This window comes from Candidatus Melainabacteria bacterium (assembly GCA_003963305.1).
Lineage (GTDB): Bacteria > Cyanobacteriota > Vampirovibrionia > Obscuribacterales > Obscuribacteraceae > PALSA-1081.
In genome coordinates, this window is the sequence record RXJR01000002.1 from 84,903 (window position 1) to 103,225 (window position 18,323).

Below are 18,323 nucleotides of genomic sequence, written 5' to 3' on the forward strand. Positions count from 1 at the left end.
TAGCTCAGGAAAGCAACGGAGCCCAGGACGAAAAACCATAAAAGAACGGAGATGACTATTAAGTACAACTTTATGCCTGTAAGTGACGCCCAGATCCAATCAAATCATACTAGCCTGTAGATTCACGATGATGCCAAGGATAAACTCGACACGTGCTTGCGACGGTGAAATACGTCTGATAAACCGAATCCTCACGGTCAATAGCTCATAATAGTTTCATGACCTCCTCTGTTTGCGTTCTTTGCAGTCAATCTGAATCTATCTTTGCATTTGCCAGAGGCGAAGCACGCATAGTCAGGTGCGCTGGCTGCGAGTTGCTGCGAAGAGAACCAGCGGCACCATTTGAACCCAACACCGTTTTAGCTGAAAACGAAAGCAGACCAGAGCTGTTAGCAAGCCAGCGCTACGTACGATGCATCGCCGAGCAAGGTTTGCAGGGGGCCAAGATCCTTTATGCCGGTCTGAGCCAGCGTGACCTTTTCGCCACACTCCTTGCCGAAGCGGGGCATTCGGTCACTTATTTCGATCACACCTCAATTTCCGAGAACAGTGCTGAGGCGGAGGAAGAATTCGACTGCCTGGTGCTTTATCAAACGCTGGAACGCACGCCCGATCCCTACGAATTACTCCGCCAGATGCGCAAACGTTTGCGGGCCGACGGACACCTTATGCTCGTTGGACTGAGCATGGATAGCCTGCCGGCGCGTCGATTCGGTCGCCGCTGGATCGGCTGGAGCGCCGGACTGAATCACTATTTCAACCGCGCCACGTTGCAATTGCTCCTCGAAAAAGCCGGATTCGAGCGAATCCTACTAGCACCAGACAAAAGACATTACACAATAGAGCATGCCAGGAGCCAGATCAGTCGACTGCCAGAGCAACAGCCACGGCGCTTACTCTGGTCAATGCTCGCGATGCTGCCGAAATCAATACAGCAGAAAGAAGTTCAGCTTGAATCATCGGCCGTAGTGGTGATGTCGCGGAAGACTGAAGTTCTCGGCAGAAACAAACTATCTGTGATCATGCCAGTCTTCAATGAGAAGCGCACCTTCATGGACTCTTTCACGAAAGTGAACCAGCGCGTCCAGGAAGGTATCGCAGGCGTAGATCAAGTCGAGATAATCATAGTCGAAAGCAACTCCACCGACGGTTCTCGCGAACTCGTTCACTCTGTCGTCAACGACAACGTGCGCCTGGTGCTTGAAGAAAAACCCCAAGGCAAAGGGCACGCTGTGCGAACCGGGTTGAAGCATGCCACCGGCGAAATATGCATTATTCAAGACGCAGACCTTGAATACGACGTCTATGACTACGATGCATTGATCAAGCCTTTAGTTGAATATCGGCAAACTTTTGTCCTCGGCACTCGCCATTCAGGCAATTGGAAAATTCGAAAGTTTGCCGGCGAAGCAGTCATGGCATTCGTCTGCAACTTTGGCCACATCTTGTTTACAACAATCATCAATGTATTCTGCGGCCAAAATCTGACTGACCCATTCACAATGTACAAGGTCTTCAGACGCGAATGTATTTACAAACTAAAATTCGAATGCAACCGATTTGATTTCGACCACGAACTCTTAATCAAGTTGGTCAAGAAGGGCTACCGCCCTATCGAAATCCCGGTCAACTATAACGCCAGAGGGTTTGCCGAAGGCAAGAAAATTGCAGTCATTCGCGATCCGATCACATGGATCATTGCTGACTTCAAGTATTTTTTTGCAAGTCCATTCGACGACGACTATCTAATCAAAAATTCCGCACTGTTTAGTATTGAGGCGAAGAACAGCGCAGCCGATTTTCCGAATAGCTCGGGTTGAGGTAAGAGTCCCGACGTTGATTGAAAAGGCAGAAGAGCAGAACGATTAGCCACGAATCGAGACTTGTATGATAATTGAGTGCGGTTTCCGGGCAAGATTTAAGTAATGAACGTTCCGAAAGAAAACCTCCAGCCAGCCAGCACGGAGCACGCCGACCAAGCAGCGGTGCTCACCTATCCGTGGATGTTCGGACGCACATTCGACATCATGTTCTTTTTCGTGCCAATCCTGATAGGGGTGGCATGTTTCACCATGTCTCAGCTGTCCTGGGTGAGTTCATCAGCGATCTGGTTGTTTCTTGCGCTGGACGCATTCGGCGCCGGTCCCTTTCACTTCGGACCGACCTGGTTTGCCTACTTTGACAAGAAAAATCGAGAGCACTGGGCAAGCGATCGAAAAAAACAAATCATTTTCTTCGTAGCGCCGGTGCTCCTCGCAGTCGGCACTACATTGACTTTTATGTATGTGTTCGGAGTGGTCGAAATTCTCATTACTATCTGGGCGATTCAACATGTTGTTCAGCAAAATGTCGGCATATTGCTGCTTTACCACAACCAGGGCAGAGGCGAGGCAATTGTAGATCGCCAACTGGAGATGAAAAGCCAGCAGTATCCAGCGACACTTTTCTCACTGCTCTTTTTCCATCGCATCTTCCTTTTGAATGCACCTGGAATTGGATGGAACATATTCTTCGCAATAGTAGCCGTTTGGGCATTCACACCAGTTGTTCGATACATCCTGGAGTTGCACAGACAAGTGCGCGAAGGCGCAACAATCAACGTGCCTGCGCTAGCCTTTTGGGTTCTGGCAATCACGATGATGATACCTTTCGCATTTCTTGGCAAAACCTTTTCAGAAGCATGGGTGATTCCTGTTACGGTGCACTGGTTTCAGTACATCGGCTTAAACTACGCCATCGTCAAGAAAAAATACAGCCCCGACTCACAGTTCAAAAACGATCTCCCTAAGATATCGCCGATGGTGCTTTTCTTTACCACCTGCATCGGTTTGCTTGTCGCGGCCGTGCTGATCATGCCGGTCGGAACGGCGGTGTTCAAGAGTAATCCGCTCATGGTCAAAATGCTCACAGGAATCTGGTTGGGCGTCACAGCCTGTCACTATTTCCTCGATGCATTCCTCTGGCGCTTCCGCGAAGCACACGCAAGACAAAGCATCTTGCCACATCTAATGAGCTACCGCAAAGCCCCTGCAAAATCATAACTCCAGGCTGAGACGATCGCGGACACCTTCTGCTTGCCAGAGTTCAATGTGGAAGTTCGAACGTAAAGACTGTCACGTCCTCAGTCAGTCCGTTGTAGTGCACTTCGCGAATCTTCTTGTATTTGCGATTGACGATGTTCATGAGCGCTTTGACGCGTGCGCTGCGCTGCACAGTTGGTGTAGTGAGCAACTCGATCTGTTTGTCTGAATCCTTGGCAATGACCAAATACTTGAACCCTTTTTGCGGCAGCAAGTCTATTCTTTTCTCGGCTTCCTGCGGTATTTCCGGTCCCCACAAGCGCACTAAGTCGGAAATAGGAATCGGAGGGAATGGATCATCCCATCTCGGATAACCTGCCACTTGAATGTGATGGGCAGCCCGCTGCTCTGCAGGCAAGTAGTATCCGAGAGTAGGAGCAATCACATCTGGTGCCACGAGGATCAAAGAATTATCGTACTTGCCTGCGATTGCATCTTGAGCAACTGTTCGCAAACCTGACTGTGGGCGAGATACAAACCATGCATCATACAATCCGTTCAGCCCGAGCATAAAAACCAGAGTAATCGAGAACCAAATAGTGCCTTTCTTGCTGCCAGCAAATGCAGCAGCGGGGCTGACATCCTTTTCAGAATCTAAGTTCGCATCCGCTGCAGGAATAGCACCATTGCCAGGATCAGCCAAGACAACAGTTGCCTCATTAAGCCTGGCTCTTTCAGCCCGGGCAAAACCGAACCAGTGATAGAACAGAATTGCAATCAAACACCATCCAGCTGGGCTGTAAGGATAGATGTAGCGAAAGTAACCGTAGTACCAGGGGGTGATATACCCAATCAGGCTTGATGGAATAGCAATGGAGCAAATGACGACGATGTATGCAGGTGGAACGGAGCAGAGTGCGAGTTTCCAGCCTGGAAATCTTTTTCGATTGCGAATCAGGTAAACGGCAAAGATGAGAAGGCCGATGGCAAAAAGAGGGATGCTGACTATCATAGGTATAGGAAACATCATCATCAGGTTGTAAGCAAAAATCAGCGGCCAGTAAGAGCGCGGCGCTTGATTAGCCAAATCAGACATGGTTCCAGATTGCATCTTCATAGAAGGCAGCCACGGTACGAAAAGTAGAAAACCAAGTGTTAAAGCCGCTCCGCAGCGTAAAAACGTTGGCAGAGACAAGGCTACTTTTTCGGGATCGCGCCGCATCGAAAGAAAAATCCAGATAGCCGCAGCGCCGAGAGCTGGCAGTATGAAACAACTGATGTATTCGGTGTAGCACAGCCCTGCAGTAGTCAGGGCAACAGCGATAAATGGCACCACTTTGTTACCAGGTTTTGTGTCAGCCAGTTTGCAAAACGCGATCAGAGAAAGTGCTGTCAGCAACGCGGCCATGCCGTATCCGCGAGATTGACAATCATAGTAATTGGCGAATGGCGACACTGTTGCAAAGTAGGCCGCAATCAATCCAACGAATCGCGAATGAACAGTTTTGCCAAGCCAATAGGTAACGGGAATCAAAAGCAATCCGAAAATTAGAGGCGCAGTGCGCACTGACAGATCGCTTACACCCAGCAACTTCACGCAAGCAAAAAGTGGTACGAAATAGAGGGGCGGGTGCAAGTCATCCATGCGCCCCCACATCTTCGCAACTACTGTCTGCACGTCAGGATACATGACGTCGTTGAGCGAACAGAGCTCGTCAAGCCACAAGCCCATGTTGAGTGTGGGCCACAACATCACCATGCATAGAACCATCATGGCGGCCAACAACAAAGTCACATTTATTCGCCGTTGAACTATGATTTCACGCTCACCTGTTGCAGTAATGCCGTCTGCCTGGCGGGATCGGCGGATGGGTGAGCTCATTATATCAACGGGCACGCCCAACCTTCAGCACAGGTCTCGGTCCTCACACAGTTGACACTTATGAGATATAATTGCGCTTCCTTGACTAGAGCGGATTCTCCATGGCAAAAAATATTCTAATTACCGGAGGAGCAGGATTCATCGGCTGCAACGCCGCACAGCGCTATGCGTCGCGCGGAGACAGAGTCACCCTCGTCGACCAGCTTTCGCGCACTGGTAGCGAGCGCAACTTAGCCTGGCTCAAGAGCCTGAATTTTCCCAACCTCTCTTTTGTGAAAGCCGACATTCGCGACGCCAAAAGCGTTGCAGATATTTTTGCAAAAGAATCGTTCGACACCGTGCTCCACTGCGCCGCTCAAGTTGCTGTCACGCTCTCAATCGCAGACCCTGTCTACGATTTCGAAGTGAATACAACAGGCACCTTGAACATGCTCGAAGGCTTACGCAAAGGGAAAAATCCGAAAGCCTTCTTCGTTTACACTTCAACCAACAAAGTTTATGGTGGCTTGGAAGAGCTAACAATCGAAGAAGGCGATACGAGATATCATCTCGCAGACTTGCCTAATGGCATCCCTGAGACGCAAGGATTGGACTTTCATTCACCTTACGGATGCTCGAAAGGCGCAGCAGATCAATACACTCGAGACTACGCGCGAATTTATGATTTGAATACAGTTGTATTCAGACAATCTTGCATATACGGTCCACAACAAGTAGGCATCGAAGACCAGGGCTGGATTGCCTGGTTCATTCGCAAAGCATTGCAAGGACAGTCTGTAAATGTTTACGGCACAGGAAAGCAAGTGAGAGACTTGCTCTTCATCGAAGATCTGCTTGAAGCATACGATTTAGCTGAAGCAAATGTAGTTGCAACGCGTGGGCAGATCTACAACATGGGCGGTGGACCAAGCTCAGCGCAGTCTGTAATTGAAGTTTTGGAAATAATCAAAAGAGAATTTCCAAAATTAGAATGGAAACTCGAGGCATGGCGAGCAGGCGACCAGAAGGTCTACATCAGCGATGTCTCCAAGGCTGAGCGCGACTTCGGCTGGCGGCCCAAGACTTCGTCTGCAGATGGGATTTCCAAATTGATTGCATGGGCGCGAGAGAATCAACACACATTGCCTCCGCTTTAGGTTATCCATGGCAGAAGAAACAAAAGCACCAGTTCATGTGTATTTCGTTCTACCGATCTACAACGAAGAAGTAGCGCTGCCGACTCTCTTGAAATTGTTAGCCGATCAGCCGCTACCACCCTCCGTTGGTCGCACAATCGTGGCGGTTGATGATGGAAGTGTCGACAGAAGCGGTGAAATTCTTGCTTCGCTCAGTCAGCAATATCCAATCAAGGTAATTACCCACAAGCCGAATCGGGGCATTCCAGGCACATTCAAAAGTGCGTTCGAATTCGTTGCACAAACAGTAAATGACGACGACGTCGTAATCGTCATGGAGTCTGATTGTACCTCCGACCCAAAATTGATTCCGAAACTGGTCGAACGAATCGGCGCCGGCAGTGACATTGTCATCGCATCTCGCCATGCCCATGGAGGCGCCTATGTTCGCTTCCCCTGGTTCAGAACCGTCGGCTCGACCGTCGTTAACATGGCGCTGCGAGTAGCTCTGCACATTCCAAAGGTGCATGACTACACAATTTTCTATCGCGCCTATCGAGGTTCCATCATTAAACGTGGTTTCGCCGGTGGTGTTACATGGAAAGCCAAGAAATCATTCGCCGTCAACGGCGAGGTTCTGCTTATGCTCTCAGTTTTCCATCCTAAAATCGAAGAAGTGCCGCTGCACTATGACTACGGGCTCAAAACCAGCCCTTCCTCAATGCCTCTGATTGCAACGCTTGTCGAATACGTCAGACTCGCCTTTCTCTACATGGGCAAGAAAAATTCTTAGCACTCGCTGCCACGTCAGACGTTTTCGACGCCATCAACTATGCTAGTCTGATGCAGTTTCTGAGGCGAAAGGGATGAAGAAGAAAGTATTTGTAACGGGAGCAGCCGGCTTCATCGGTAGCAATCTCGTAGACAGATTGCTGGCAGACGGTCACGATGTGGTCGGAATAGACAACTTTGCAACCGGCTCTGAGTTTTTCATCACGAACGCACGCAAACACGACAACTTCAAACTGATTCGAGTTGACGCGACAGATCTAGAGTCCCTGAAAAAATCGATGGACGGTGGTGGTGATGCAGTTTTTCACCTGTGCGCGTTTGCTGATGTACGCGTCGATCCAAACAATCCCAGTCGTGAGTTGCAGCAGAACACAATTGTCACTTTCAATGTGCTCGAAGCGATGCGGGCAAACGGTATTTCCAAAATCGCATTTGCCTCGACGGGTTCTATTTATGGCGAATCGAAAGTAATTCCAACGCCCGAAGACGCACCATTTCCAATTCAAACTTCGCTCTATGGTGCGTCGAAATTAGCTGGTGAGGGCATGATCGGCGGTTATTGCGAAAATTATGATTTTCAAGGCTGGATCTTCCGCTTCGTTTCGATTCTTGGCGAACGTTACACCCACGGGCATGTATTCGACTTCTATAAACGTCTTAGACAAGATCCAGGGCATCTCAAAGTGCTGGGGAATGGACATCAGAAGAAGTCGTATCTCTACGTTCAAGACTGCATCAATGCTATATTTTGCGCGATGGAAAAGTCGAACGACAGCGTCAATATTTTCAATCTCGGCACGGATGAATACTGCGAAGTGAGAGATTCAATCGGCTGGATCACCGGTCACCTCGGGCTATCACCACAGCTGGAGTTTGGCACCGAAGATCGTGGATGGCGCGGCGACAATCCATTCATATTCTTAGACACCACAAAGATCCGCTCGCTGGGCTGGCGGGCTGAGCTGACGATCGAACAAAGTGTGATAAAAACAATCGAATATCTTCAGCAGAACGATGCACTGCTTACTCGCACTTAGGTACGAACAATCGGTTAGATCGCAGCTACTTTTATCGATCGGGCAGGACTTCAGGCGATCAATAGTTTTTGGATTGAAGGATCGCGTAACTTCCAGATCAAGGCATCTGTGATGTAATGGTGCAGATTGAATGCGATGTAGACGGCGCCGATGGCCACCGCTTTTTCCACACCGTTGCTAACTAACCAACATGGAATCAAGTAAAAAACGGTGAATCCTGTGCCGAATACAAGCAAGTAATACTTGATAAAGGTGGGCGACCAGAGCAGCTTACCGATTTCCGAAAACGCCATGTTTTCCGGCAATCCCTTCTCCTTCAAGTAGAACGCAGAAGTGATTACAAGATACTGGCTTGAGTGGAACCACCAGGTCGAAAACAGATACCAGATAATAAGGAACTTGTCTCCTGCACAAAGACCTAGCGCGATAAGCGACATCAAAGTGCACAGACCGGGAAGCGGAAACATCTGTTTGTCGCGCACGTACTTGCGTGCGACAACGCCTGCGAAAAGGAGAACAAGTGCGCCCAGGACACACCCTGCGACAGTGGTCGTCCAGGACGGTAAGACATTCCAGAAAGGCACGTCGATGCTGTTACTCAAACGAAACTGAGCAAATTCTTTCACGGAGAACATGCGTACAATCATGAAGACGATTGCCGACTGAACCATCAAGAACATGACCTGCTTCTCGTTCTTGGTTAAATAGTATTTGCGCTTATAGCAATAGACCAACGCAATTCCATACGATTGCGCCAACTGGTGTTGGATGCCCCATGCCAGAATGATTTTAAGCAACAGCATTGTAGAGCTGCTCACAAAAAATGCGCACAAACCGACGGCTAGAGCGAAGACACCAATCAGAGTAACCGGCACGCCCAGCTTATCGCGGGTAGTTTTGCTGCCGTAGACGCGGAAAAGTGTGGCAGGTTGGTGCGCGTCGCCCAAAAGCTGCAAACCGATGATGCTTACTGTGGCGAGAGAGAAAGCGGTGGGCGAACCATACAAGTTCACATCGAAGTTTGTCAGATACAAAGCGGCGACAATAATCCAGAAAAATCCGCCGCAGACGAAAAGCATGTCGATAGTCGGACCCATGATCCATTCGTAAGGCTCTTGAGACGCCACAGGAGGCGTCGTTGGTGCTATCGGGGGTGTACTTGGACTTTGACACGAACTCCCACCGCCAGGTTGCTGTGCGACGACTGTCGAGGGCGCTGGAGTCTTCGCGCCATCATTTACTCCGGCAGTAGAAAAGCTAAGTTCATCCACAAAAATTACCCCGGACTGGATTCAAAAGTCATTTTAGTAAGTACGATCCGCTATTATTGTGCCCCGCAGAGCGGCTAGATTAACGGCGAAGAGACAACCTCTCGTGCCACATTTGCTTCCTTCATTGTAGCGGCACATCGGTTGGATTGTGAGCCGAAGCACGTTAAACTGGCGTTTCGGTTACCAACTTCGGCGATGCGCTAAAAAACCGGCGTCATCAAGCTAACAGCTCTTGTTTTCCCAAACCAACCAACCTTCCCGCATGAAGTCAAAGAAATCGCTACCGCCTGGCTTTTCAGCCGTCATTACTGGAGCATCGACAGGGATCGGACGCTCTTTAGCCATCCTCCTTGCAACAGAGTATCAAGCGAAGCTCGTTATCAATGCCAGAACCAAAGATGCGCTCAATGACACGAAAAGAATTGTTGAGGAACGCGGCGGTAAAGCAATCGCGATAGTGGGCGACATAGCCTCGCCAGGAATGCCGGCGAAACTTGTCGAGACTTGTGTTCAAGAATATGGCGACATCGATCTCCTGGTCAACAACGCTGGAATTTCGATTCCTGGGCTTTTGCAAAACGTCACACTGGACGACTGGCACAGGGTTATGGACGTCAATTTCTTCGCGCCGCTCTATGCCGTGTACGCTGCCTTACCTTACTTCCTCAAGAAGAACCAGGGCACGATTGTGAATGTTGCATCCGTAGCAGGAAAAGTCGGCTTGCCCGGACGAGTCTGTTACTCGACAAGCAAATTCGCTTGCCTGGGAATGAGTGAAGGTATGGCAGCAGAATTGATCCACAGGGGAGTGGATGTCGTCACGGTCTGCCCCGGCTGGGTACGCAGTCACTTCTTTAAGAAGAACAATCTGTCGTCAGCCATGGACCCAACAACAATCGGAGAGCGCAAAGATTTTCGCGGCTGGATGATGCGCAATTTGCTCAGCTACAGCCCGCAACAGGCAGCCGAAGCTATTCGAGACGCGATGATGGCAGGGAACAGTCAAGAAATCGTGCTCACGATACCAGCGATTGTTACGGACCGATTGATGGGAATCTGCCCGCCTGTAGCATTTGCAGTGGCAAGGAAAGTGCCGAAACAATATCTCGACAACACCGAGCTACAACCTGGTCAACCAAGGTAGCATCAGGCTTTTTCTAAACCAATTCAGGGTCAAGACGAACTTGAGCGCCTTCTGTTGAAGAGTTCACTCAGTTCCTGTTGCTCAATGGTTGGACCAAGCCGATGTTTTTCCCTCTTCAAGTCCTCGAGGTCTTTTCTAGTATCGATTGCTTTCCAGAAGCCCTTGAATTTGTGGGCGTTGAGCTGCAATTCTTTGGCGAGCTGCGGGAAAAGCAGCTCTTCGTGATCACCCTGGTCGGGAAATTCTGCGAAGGTGGCAGGCTCGACGGCGTAGATTCCGGCGTTGACCCAATAAGGAAGAATGGGTTTTTCTCGAAAGGCAACGGCTAACCCGTCGTCTGACAAGTCGATGGTGCCATAAGAGCAATGCAGTGGAGTAGCTGTAATCGTGATCGGCTTGCCGCCCTGAGCGTGCTCCTGGTAGAGATCATCCAAATTGAGGTCGGTGACGGTGTCACCGTTCAAAACGATGACAGGGCTTTTTGTTGCCCATAACTTCTTGCTTGCCAACTTAATTCCACCACCGCGTCCAAGTGGTTGCTGTTCGACAGAGTAATCTATCGAGACGCCAAATTTCGAGCCATCTCCAAAGTAGTCGCTGATACTGGAGTGCCGATAACCGCACGAGATGACAATGCGTTCAATACCAGCGTTTTTCAGCCAGCGGATGGAGTAGCACAGTAGTGGCACATCACCAACGAGAACCATCGGTTTAGGTCGATCGTCGGTTAACGGACGAAGGCGCTCGCCACGGCCGCCAGCCAAAATAATCGCTTGGAGCGTTTGACCTCTCATAGTAACTCCCCGTTTTTCAGATAAGCCTTGCAAATAATGAAGGCAAAAGGGTCAAGAAAAAGCTCGAACTTAAAAGCAGAATAGTAAAAGTGACGCCAATAAAAGACCAAAAATCTTTGAAACCCTTTTCATTTCTACCCAATTCGAGAGGCTCTCTAACAATCAAATGCAGTGCAAAAATGTCAATCATGTAAAATAAGACAGCTTGTATACGGACGAGACAGCGGAAGAGGGCTCAAAAAGGTATGGCACTGAGCGCGAGCGATTTGCTCACAACCGAATCATTTGAGGGCCTCTCTGTCTTACTACCTGTGATCGACGAGAGTGCCTCTTTAAAGAAAACCGTCGAAATCTTGATGCGTGACTGCTCAGCAGATATTCACGAATTTCTGATTTTGATTTGCAAAAAAACCCACGCGGATGCTCTGGCAGCCGTCGAGGAGCTCAAGAATCAATATCCTGGATTGATCGTCGTTCACGATCAGGTTCTACCTTTTGTTGGCGGCGCTTATCGCGAGTCGTTCGACCTCGCTACCGCCAGCCACGTGCTATTGATTGCAAGCGATCTTGAAACCGATCCCCGGGACGCGGCAAAGATGATTGCCGAGGCAAAGAAAGATCCAAACAAAATCATTTGCACATCGCGCTGGCTGATCAAAGGAAGCTTCAAAGGTTACAATCCATTGAAGCTCGTCTCGAACTGGGCATTTCAGAAGTTCTTCTGCGCGCTTTATGGAACGCATCTCACTGACATGACATTCGGCTACCGCCTCTTTCCTACAAAAGTGGTGCAGTCAATAAAATGGGATGAATTGAGGCATCCGTTCTTTTTTGAAACCATCATCAAGCCGATTCAGCTCGGCGTGCCTGTTATGGAGATTCCTACCAACTGGGTGCCACGCAGCGAAGGTGAATCACACAACAGCTTCTTCCGTAATTTCGAATACTTTCGTCCCGGTCTGAAAGTTCGCTTTGAGTCGCAATCAGCGCTTTTGCGCAATGGGAAGTCTTAGAGCTAAGGTGAGGAGAGCGTGAAGAAAGTAATCGTGACAACAACTATCAATCCACCCACCGAGGCGGTTGAAAAGTTTGATGCAATGCCAGATTGGCAACTTATAGTGATCGGAGACAAAAAAACCCCGTCCGATTTTAAGCTCAAACGCGGCACGTATGTAAGTCCACAAGATCAAGAGAAGTACGACAAGACACTGTCGGACGCCATCGGTTGGAACTGCATTCAGCGCCGTAACATCGGTTTTTTGCTTGCTTACGACATGGGAGCTGATGTCATCGCCACCATAGATGATGACAACATTCCTTTCGATACGTGGGGAAAAAACCTGCTTATCGGCGAGGAAGTAGAGGTCGATTACTACGAAACAGACTTGCCCGCCTTCGATGCAGTCGGCGCGACAAATTATCCGGCTTTGTGGCACAGAGGCTTTCCGTTGCAGCTTCTACCCAAGCGTGATTACACACGCAAGACGCGCAAGAAAATTGTCGCTGATGTGCAGGCCGATTTCTGGAACGGTGACCCAGATATCGACGCCATTTGCCGCATAGAGCATGCACCCGATTGCAAATTCGATAACGACAAATTTCCTATAGCGGCAAATAAACCAGCACCATTTAACTCTCAGAACACTTTTTTGAAGCGTTCGGTGATCAAAGATTATTTTGTCATTCCACATGTTGGCCGCATGGATGACATCTGGGCGAGCTATTACGTGCAAGCAAAAGGACATTCGGTGGTATTTGCGCAGGCATCAGTTGAGCAAAAGCGCAACGAACACGATCTGATTCGCGACATGACCCTTGAGTATTTAGGCTATGAAAACAATCTCAAGCTGGTTCAGGATCTGTCATGTGATGCCGAGTCGATCCGATACTATCTGCCTGGAGTCGCATCACGGGCTAGAGACGCTTATCAGAGGCACTTCCGCTAGGCGAGCGCCAAGTCACTCCGGGAAAAATTAATCTCGCCGCGGGGCATTTACATTGGCAACTACAGGATTTCCAGATGCGCAATGGGTACGAACAAAATGGGTGCGTTCGCGCCAAGATGCCCCATTTCCGCACCGTCCTGCTTACTAAGTTTGCCAAGCAGGTTTTACCATGAAAATTTCGGCTATGTTTGTGTGAGCGTTTATGATGAACGGGAGAACAGCTATGAAAACGGCGTTAGTGTTGGGAGCCGGCGGCTTTATTGGAAACCACCTCGTCAATCGACTGGTCGGTGAAGGATATAGAGTGCGCGGCGTGGACCTGAAGAACCCTGACTTTGGCGCCTCAGGAGCTCACGAATTCGTTATCGGTGATCTGCGCGAGCAATCTGTGTGCAGGTCTGTGCTCGATATCGCCTTCGACGAGGTTTACCAGCTTGCAGCCGATATGGGCGGGGCCGGATATCTGTTCACGGGCGAAAATGACGCCAATGTCATGCACAACTCCGCCACGATCAATCTCAACATAGTGCACCAGGCGCACCTGATGAGAGTTGGCAAGATTTTTTACTCGTCTTCTGCATGCATGTACCCGGCTTACAACCAGGAAGACCCACAGAATCCAGATTGTGCCGAATCCTCAGCCTATCCGGCTCAACCCGACAGCGAATACGGCTGGGAAAAGCTTTTCAGCGAGCGACTCTTTCTGGCTTATGCGCGCAACTTCGATCTTTCTGTGCGCGTGGCACGCTTTCACAATGTGTTCGGGCCTCAAGGCACCTGGTGCGGTGGCAAAGAGAAAGCGCCGGCGGCTGTCTGCAGAAAGGTGGCCGAAGCGAAAGATGGCGGCTCAATCGAGATTTGGGGTGACGGCAATCAAACACGCTCGTTTCTGTACATCGACGAATGCCTCGAGGGTGTGCGCAGGCTGATGAAATCTGACTTCCTCGGACCAGTCAACATTGGTTCGCAAGAGATGGTCTCAATCAACGAGTTGGCTCAGCTCGTCATGAAGATTGCCGGTAAAACGCTGCAAATTGTGCACATTGATGGGCCAATGGGAGTGCGCGGGCGCAATTCCGACAACAAGTTGATTCGCGAGAAACTCGGTTGGGCTCCTTCAGAACCACTGGTTAAAGGGTTAGAGAAAACCTACTCCTGGATTGAAAGCCAGGTGTCGTGCGCTGCTGTTCCAGCCGAGCTAGTTCACTAACACCGACAAGCACAATCTGTCGAACAACCCAATCCGGCTTTTGCGGCTCCTTTATATCGGCACGAGCAAAGATGCTTAGCGCCTCTTGCGAAGCCACACATTTTGCATCAGCGGTAGAAGAGAATCCAGTACCTACCGTAATCCCTTTTCTCAGTAGGAAGAAGATTGGGCAGATAGTGCTTCTGGAAGTGCTCGTTAAACCACAGGTTAGGAATGAATGAAAACGGCGTCTTCTCCTCAATCAACTTAGTCAGACTCTCGGGTGTAGTGTTGTCATAATCTTCCGCAATAATCACTGTCGGCTTTATTACACCGAGGGAGTAATCGTAATCCCACTTGCAATGGCCAGGCGCTCCTACCTTGGCTTTTGTATGAGCTATGGTGCGATCGCATTTACCAAGCAGATCGTGAAATCTCATGTCAGGCATCAAGTAAGGGACGGTGCCCGCTCTAAATACTCCTATCAATGCTCCAGCCGGAAGCTGTGCTTGCTTCAGCGCATTCCACGCATCAATTGCTCGCTTGTTGTCGTTTCTGACACTAAAAAGTAAAGAGAGACCATCGAAAGCGCAGACAGCCTGTTGTATGCAGATCAAAAGCACGACCAGTGTCGAGCACGAGCGAAACATAAACGGCCTTGGCTGAGCCCATGTCCAAATTTCTGCGATAAGCAAGACTGTGCAGATTTCCATAATCGGGATAATCATGATGAAAAATCGACCTAGCTTGAAGCAGTCTCCACCAACCCAGTAGACGAAACCAACCCATATCGCAAGTAGTGACATAATCAGCAGACAAGGTTTGCGAATAACAGCATTGCGCATTCCCAAGGTCAGATACGTAAAAGAACATAAGAGCGGCACTATGTACAAACGATCAACGAAAAATTCTTTGAAGTAGTTGAGTCGAAACGAATTGCCCAGACTACTTCGTGCATCAGCGCTGGCTTTTAGGAAGTATGTATTAGGCAGCCAATCACCGTAGTAAATTTTCTGGAAGGCAAATATCAACAAAAAGCACAAGGCACTAGCAGATAGCCAGAAGAACAACTTTTTGAACTCGGCGCGACGCTCAGAATATTCCGGATCCTCGGTATTACGGTCTCTTTTAAAGGGCCAATCTGTACTGAAGAACACTTCGCCTGTTTTATAAGCGGAAACAACCACAAACGGAATAATCGCATCAAGTCTTACAAAGGCCGCAAGAGCACACAAAAACGGAGCAAAAGGCGGTAGCGACCCGCACTTTGTTTGTGACAACGAGACCGGCACGCAGCCGAGAACGGCAGCCGTAACGAGCAGCGCCTGGAGCGGCGTTTCCCAACCGCACACAGCATAGGTGAAAATCGAAGCATTGAAAGCCACGAGCGCAGCCACCCAAAGTGCAACGCGAGGTCGGTCGCACTTTCTAAAATGTAAGTACAACAAGACCATCAAAGCCAGTACAACAACCAGATTTAAAAGTTGAACGATCAAACTATTAATCGTCTGCGGCAGACCAAAACAGTGGACCAAAGCCATAAGCAAGGTAAAACCGAGATTCGTATAACCTTGTACCTGCTCTCCTGAATTAAAGACCAAACCAGTGCCGTGAGCGAAATTGTAAGCGTATCGCATGGCGATCATGGGGTCGTCCTGCAACAAGTAATATGTTGTGCCGTTCACATCAATAGCGATAAAAACCAGACACCAGCAATAGAGGCCGATGAGCAGACAAATCAAAAAGACAAAGAGAAATTTTTCTGCGGTAGCGGTGGTGTTCGTCATATGTTGCCACTTTATCTGAGGAAGATCATTCAATCCTGCGCTGTCATGCATTTGCGGTATTGCGTCCAATCGGGATCATTGACTGTCGCAAACTCGATGCGATAATCTGGTGTCAAATTTTTCAGCTCAGCGTAAGCCTTGGGTAGCTCAGCGGACGCGGAATGATAGAAGTAATATTCTCGAACACCGAATGTCGCCATCCGCATGACATAGACACTCCAACCGTGCGCGTATTTTTCACACAAGTTGATCAATCGTTCTTCAATAGTATCCAAAGTGTCGGCTTCGTCAGGGTGCCATAACGTATTGACGGGCTCTTGTCGGCAATACAGACTGAATCCGCTAAGCAAAACGAGGTCCTTGACAGGCGCGTGCGGGACGAAATAATCATCGAGTAAAATTTGCGCGGTCCTGCCTTCTATTTGACGTTGATGCACTGTCCAAGTCATTGATGCCTGAGCCCGAGTAAGGAATTGCATGATCGTAGCATAATCCAAGCAGGCAATCAGTTCGAGTCACCAGAAAATTCAACGGTCATGTTTTTGATGCTCATGGGAGAGCCTCGGATGCGTGGCTGCTTCGCACTATTTGTGCCGCCGCTCATGCTGAGCGAATACAGCTCGCCAGTGCATTGCCCAACATACGAAAAGATCAGCAAAATCGAAATAGCAGCGCCACCACATATAGTGCAAAAGCATCTTACGGAGGAGCAGAGTAAAATGAAGCTCCGAGAATTCAATAACTTTCCGACAAATGCTGCTAGAGTTTTCAAAGTTGATTTCAGGTCAAGTCAATGGATCCAAATAGCAAATCGCCAATAGCAATTCGAAAACCTAAACACTATTTCCTGGCCAATCTGCCGAAAATGTCAGGTCAAGAATATGTGAAGTGGGGAACTTCCTTAATGCTCACTAAATACGGCATTGATTCATTCGTGAGTAACTATTTCTTTCACCGACAATGGGCATTTTCCAACTACTTCACGCCGGGTGTACTTAGCGGCGTAACCGGTCTCGATTCAGCAGATGCATGGTTCTACGGATGTATGCTCCTGTGGGCCCTTCCATTCACTTACCTCGGAGCCCGCTTTACACTGAGGCGACTTAATACGATTGGGCTGCCACCATGGATGGTGATATTGTTTTTCATTCCATTCGTTAATATGATCTTTTTCGTGATTCTATCGGTTGTTAATAGCGCTCCTTCCACAGAACCGCCGCCCTTGCTAGAGGTATCTGGCAACAATGAAAAACAGGATGACGAAACAAAACATCAGCCCGCAGTAGCTGCCACTGCGCAAGTGGCAGTTTACAAACCTGTTTACCCAGGTGAAGCTACGGCACTAAAGATCATTAGCAAAATGCCTGTAAATAGTCCAAGGGCCTTCCTGATTGCAACTTTACTGCCCGTGCCCATTTCAGTCTTCGCTGCAATGTTTAGCGTCACCACGCTTGGCGTTTACGGTTGGAGTGTATTCACCGTAATACCTTTTGTGGCAGCAATTTCCACGCCGGTAATTTACGGCTGGAACAAACGACGAACTCTCATCGAGTGCCTGCTCAGCTCAATCACTTGCCTGATACTAATGGCTTCCGTATTACTTCTAATTCCTTTCGAGGGGGTTATCTGCCTGGCCATGGCTACTCCTCTGGCTGTGGGAGTGGGATTGGTGGGGGGACTGACTGGATACACCATTCAAGCATGTTTACCGCGCAACGAAGGCGTTCCGCGCATGCTCGGTTGCTTCGCGCTTTTTGTGCCGATTCTAATGCTGGGCGAATACAGCTCACCGGTGGATTTTCCAACATACGAAAACATCAGTAGAATCAAGATCGCCGCGCCACCACAGCTAGTGTGGAGATACCTTATCAATTTCCCCCGACTGAAAGAACCAACAGAGCCGATCTTTAAAACCGGCATAGCCTATCCGATTGAAGCGAAAATCAGCGGCAAAGGGCCGGGCGCTATTCGCGAATGTATTTTTACGACCGGAAAATTCGTCGAACCGATTGAAATTTGGGATGAGCCAAAGCTGCTGCGTTTCGGCGTTCTGGAACAAGCTCCGCCTATGCACGAGCTGTCTTTATACCCGCAACTACATCCACCCCATCTCGATCATTACCTCGTCGCCAAAGCAGGTCAATTCCGATTAGCTCCAACTCCAGATGGTTACACAGAATTGTTTGGCACAACATGGTACGAAAATCGCATGGGACCTGGAGCTTACTGGCAATTATGGTCTGACTGGATTATTCACAGTATTCACATGCGTGTCCTGAATCATGTTAAAGACCTGGCAGAGACCGAGTATCAAGCTACTCAAAGCGCAAAGAGCAAAACCTAACT

Annotated in this window: 15 protein-coding genes; 10 read left to right on the forward strand and 5 right to left on the reverse strand. The window is 49.1% G+C overall.

Features of this window, described 5'->3' with window-relative positions; translation table 11 throughout:
* Positions 1-218: 218 nt before the first annotated feature.
* Together EKK48_02920 and EKK48_02925 are read left to right on the forward strand one after the other, a co-directional pair.
* Positions 219-1,820: a glycosyltransferase gene (locus EKK48_02920; protein ID RTL45404.1), complete on the forward strand. Its 1,602-nt coding sequence runs from the start codon at positions 219-221 to the stop codon at positions 1,818-1,820.
* Between the two features lie 105 nt (positions 1,821-1,925).
* The gene (locus EKK48_02925) at positions 1,926-3,041 is read left to right on the forward strand and encodes a hypothetical protein (protein ID RTL45405.1); all 1,116 of its coding nucleotides are present in this window, start codon (positions 1,926-1,928) and stop codon (positions 3,039-3,041) included.
* Between the two features lie 43 nt (positions 3,042-3,084).
* On the opposite strand, the gene EKK48_02930 is transcribed toward EKK48_02925, so the two are convergent.
* A complete protein-coding gene (locus tag EKK48_02930) occupies positions 3,085-4,902 on the reverse strand; it encodes a hypothetical protein (protein RTL45406.1) in 1,818 nt (605 codons plus the stop codon).
* Positions 4,903-5,003: 101 nt separating this feature from the next.
* Between EKK48_02930 and EKK48_02935 the strand changes: the two genes are divergently transcribed.
* From EKK48_02935 to EKK48_02945, 3 genes are all read left to right on the forward strand, one after another.
* Positions 5,004-6,038, forward strand: a complete 1,035-nt coding sequence (locus EKK48_02935) for an NAD-dependent epimerase/dehydratase family protein (GenBank protein RTL45407.1) — start codon at positions 5,004-5,006, stop codon at positions 6,036-6,038.
* A gap of 7 nt (positions 6,039-6,045) precedes the next feature.
* Entirely contained in the window at positions 6,046-6,810 is a 765-nt protein-coding gene (locus EKK48_02940; protein ID RTL45408.1) for a glycosyltransferase family 2 protein, read from the forward strand.
* Positions 6,811-6,883: 73 nt separating this feature from the next.
* The gene (locus tag EKK48_02945; GenBank protein RTL45409.1) at positions 6,884-7,846 is read left to right on the forward strand and encodes an NAD-dependent epimerase/dehydratase family protein; all 963 of its coding nucleotides are present in this window, start codon (positions 6,884-6,886) and stop codon (positions 7,844-7,846) included.
* 50 nt (positions 7,847-7,896) lie between these two features.
* On the opposite strand, the gene EKK48_02950 is transcribed toward EKK48_02945, so the two are convergent.
* Positions 7,897-9,117 carry a hypothetical protein gene (locus EKK48_02950; GenBank protein RTL45410.1) on the reverse strand — a complete coding sequence of 407 codons (1,221 nt, stop codon included), beginning with the start codon at positions 9,115-9,117 and terminating at the stop codon, positions 7,897-7,899.
* A gap of 262 nt (positions 9,118-9,379) precedes the next feature.
* Between EKK48_02950 and EKK48_02955 the strand changes: the two genes are divergently transcribed.
* Positions 9,380-10,261: an SDR family oxidoreductase gene (locus EKK48_02955; GenBank protein ID RTL45411.1), complete on the forward strand. Its 882-nt coding sequence runs from the start codon at positions 9,380-9,382 to the stop codon at positions 10,259-10,261.
* 29 nt (positions 10,262-10,290) lie between these two features.
* Here EKK48_02955 and EKK48_02960 read toward each other — a convergent pair whose 3' ends face one another.
* Positions 10,291-11,055, reverse strand: coding sequence for a nucleotidyltransferase family protein (locus EKK48_02960; GenBank protein ID RTL45412.1), 765 nt, complete (start codon positions 11,053-11,055; stop codon positions 10,291-10,293).
* A 245-nt stretch (positions 11,056-11,300) separates the two neighbouring features.
* Here EKK48_02960 and EKK48_02965 point away from each other — a divergent pair, with 245 nt between their 5' ends.
* The 3 genes from EKK48_02965 to EKK48_02975 all read left to right on the forward strand — a co-directional run bounded on the left by EKK48_02965 (position 11,301) and on the right by EKK48_02975 (position 14,211).
* Positions 11,301-12,068, forward strand: coding sequence for a glycosyltransferase family 2 protein (locus tag EKK48_02965; GenBank protein ID RTL45413.1), 768 nt, complete (start codon positions 11,301-11,303; stop codon positions 12,066-12,068).
* A gap of 18 nt (positions 12,069-12,086) precedes the next feature.
* Positions 12,087-13,001 (forward strand): hypothetical protein, encoded by a 915-nt coding sequence (locus tag EKK48_02970; GenBank protein ID RTL45414.1) that lies wholly within the window; start codon positions 12,087-12,089, stop codon positions 12,999-13,001.
* A 223-nt stretch (positions 13,002-13,224) separates the two neighbouring features.
* Positions 13,225-14,211, forward strand: a complete 987-nt coding sequence (locus tag EKK48_02975) for an NAD-dependent epimerase/dehydratase family protein (GenBank protein ID RTL45415.1) — start codon at positions 13,225-13,227, stop codon at positions 14,209-14,211.
* Positions 14,212-14,318: 107 nt separating this feature from the next.
* Here the strand turns inward: EKK48_02975 and EKK48_02980 are convergent, their stop codons facing one another.
* Together EKK48_02980 and EKK48_02985 are read right to left on the reverse strand one after the other, a co-directional pair.
* The gene (locus tag EKK48_02980) at positions 14,319-15,977 is read right to left on the reverse strand and encodes a hypothetical protein (GenBank protein RTL45416.1); all 1,659 of its coding nucleotides are present in this window, start codon (positions 15,975-15,977) and stop codon (positions 14,319-14,321) included.
* 29 nt (positions 15,978-16,006) lie between these two features.
* The gene (locus tag EKK48_02985) at positions 16,007-16,456 is read right to left on the reverse strand and encodes a DUF695 domain-containing protein (GenBank protein ID RTL45417.1); all 450 of its coding nucleotides are present in this window, start codon (positions 16,454-16,456) and stop codon (positions 16,007-16,009) included.
* A 314-nt stretch (positions 16,457-16,770) separates the two neighbouring features.
* On the opposite strand from EKK48_02985, the gene EKK48_02990 reads away from it, so the two are divergent.
* Positions 16,771-18,321: a hypothetical protein gene (locus tag EKK48_02990; GenBank protein RTL45418.1), complete on the forward strand. Its 1,551-nt coding sequence runs from the start codon at positions 16,771-16,773 to the stop codon at positions 18,319-18,321.
* The last annotated feature ends 2 nt before the right edge of the window (positions 18,322-18,323 follow it).

What these genes read in the sequence shown, in the direction of transcription:
- EKK48_02920 (RTL45404.1), top strand. Translation starts at nt 219, where the DNA reads ATGACCTCCTCTGTTTGCGTTCTTTGCAGTCAATCTGAATCTATCTTT.
- EKK48_02925 (RTL45405.1), top strand. Translation starts at nt 1,926, where the DNA reads ATGAACGTTCCGAAAGAAAACCTCCAGCCAGCCAGCACGGAGCACGCC.
- EKK48_02930 (RTL45406.1), bottom strand. Translation starts at nt 4,902, where the DNA reads ATGAGCTCACCCATCCGCCGATCCCGCCAGGCAGACGGCATTACTGCA.
- EKK48_02935 (RTL45407.1), top strand. Translation starts at nt 5,004, where the DNA reads ATGGCAAAAAATATTCTAATTACCGGAGGAGCAGGATTCATCGGCTGC.
- EKK48_02940 (RTL45408.1), top strand. Translation starts at nt 6,046, where the DNA reads ATGGCAGAAGAAACAAAAGCACCAGTTCATGTGTATTTCGTTCTACCG.
- EKK48_02945 (RTL45409.1), top strand. Translation starts at nt 6,884, where the DNA reads ATGAAGAAGAAAGTATTTGTAACGGGAGCAGCCGGCTTCATCGGTAGC.
- EKK48_02955 (RTL45411.1), top strand. Translation starts at nt 9,380, where the DNA reads ATGAAGTCAAAGAAATCGCTACCGCCTGGCTTTTCAGCCGTCATTACT.
- EKK48_02960 (RTL45412.1), bottom strand. Translation starts at nt 11,055, where the DNA reads ATGAGAGGTCAAACGCTCCAAGCGATTATTTTGGCTGGCGGCCGTGGC.
- EKK48_02965 (RTL45413.1), top strand. Translation starts at nt 11,301, where the DNA reads ATGGCACTGAGCGCGAGCGATTTGCTCACAACCGAATCATTTGAGGGC.
- EKK48_02975 (RTL45415.1), top strand. Translation starts at nt 13,225, where the DNA reads ATGAAAACGGCGTTAGTGTTGGGAGCCGGCGGCTTTATTGGAAACCAC.
- EKK48_02980 (RTL45416.1), bottom strand. Translation starts at nt 15,977, where the DNA reads ATGACGAACACCACCGCTACCGCAGAAAAATTTCTCTTTGTCTTTTTG.
- EKK48_02985 (RTL45417.1), bottom strand. Translation starts at nt 16,456, where the DNA reads ATGCAATTCCTTACTCGGGCTCAGGCATCAATGACTTGGACAGTGCAT.
- EKK48_02990 (RTL45418.1), top strand. Translation starts at nt 16,771, where the DNA reads ATGGATCCAAATAGCAAATCGCCAATAGCAATTCGAAAACCTAAACAC.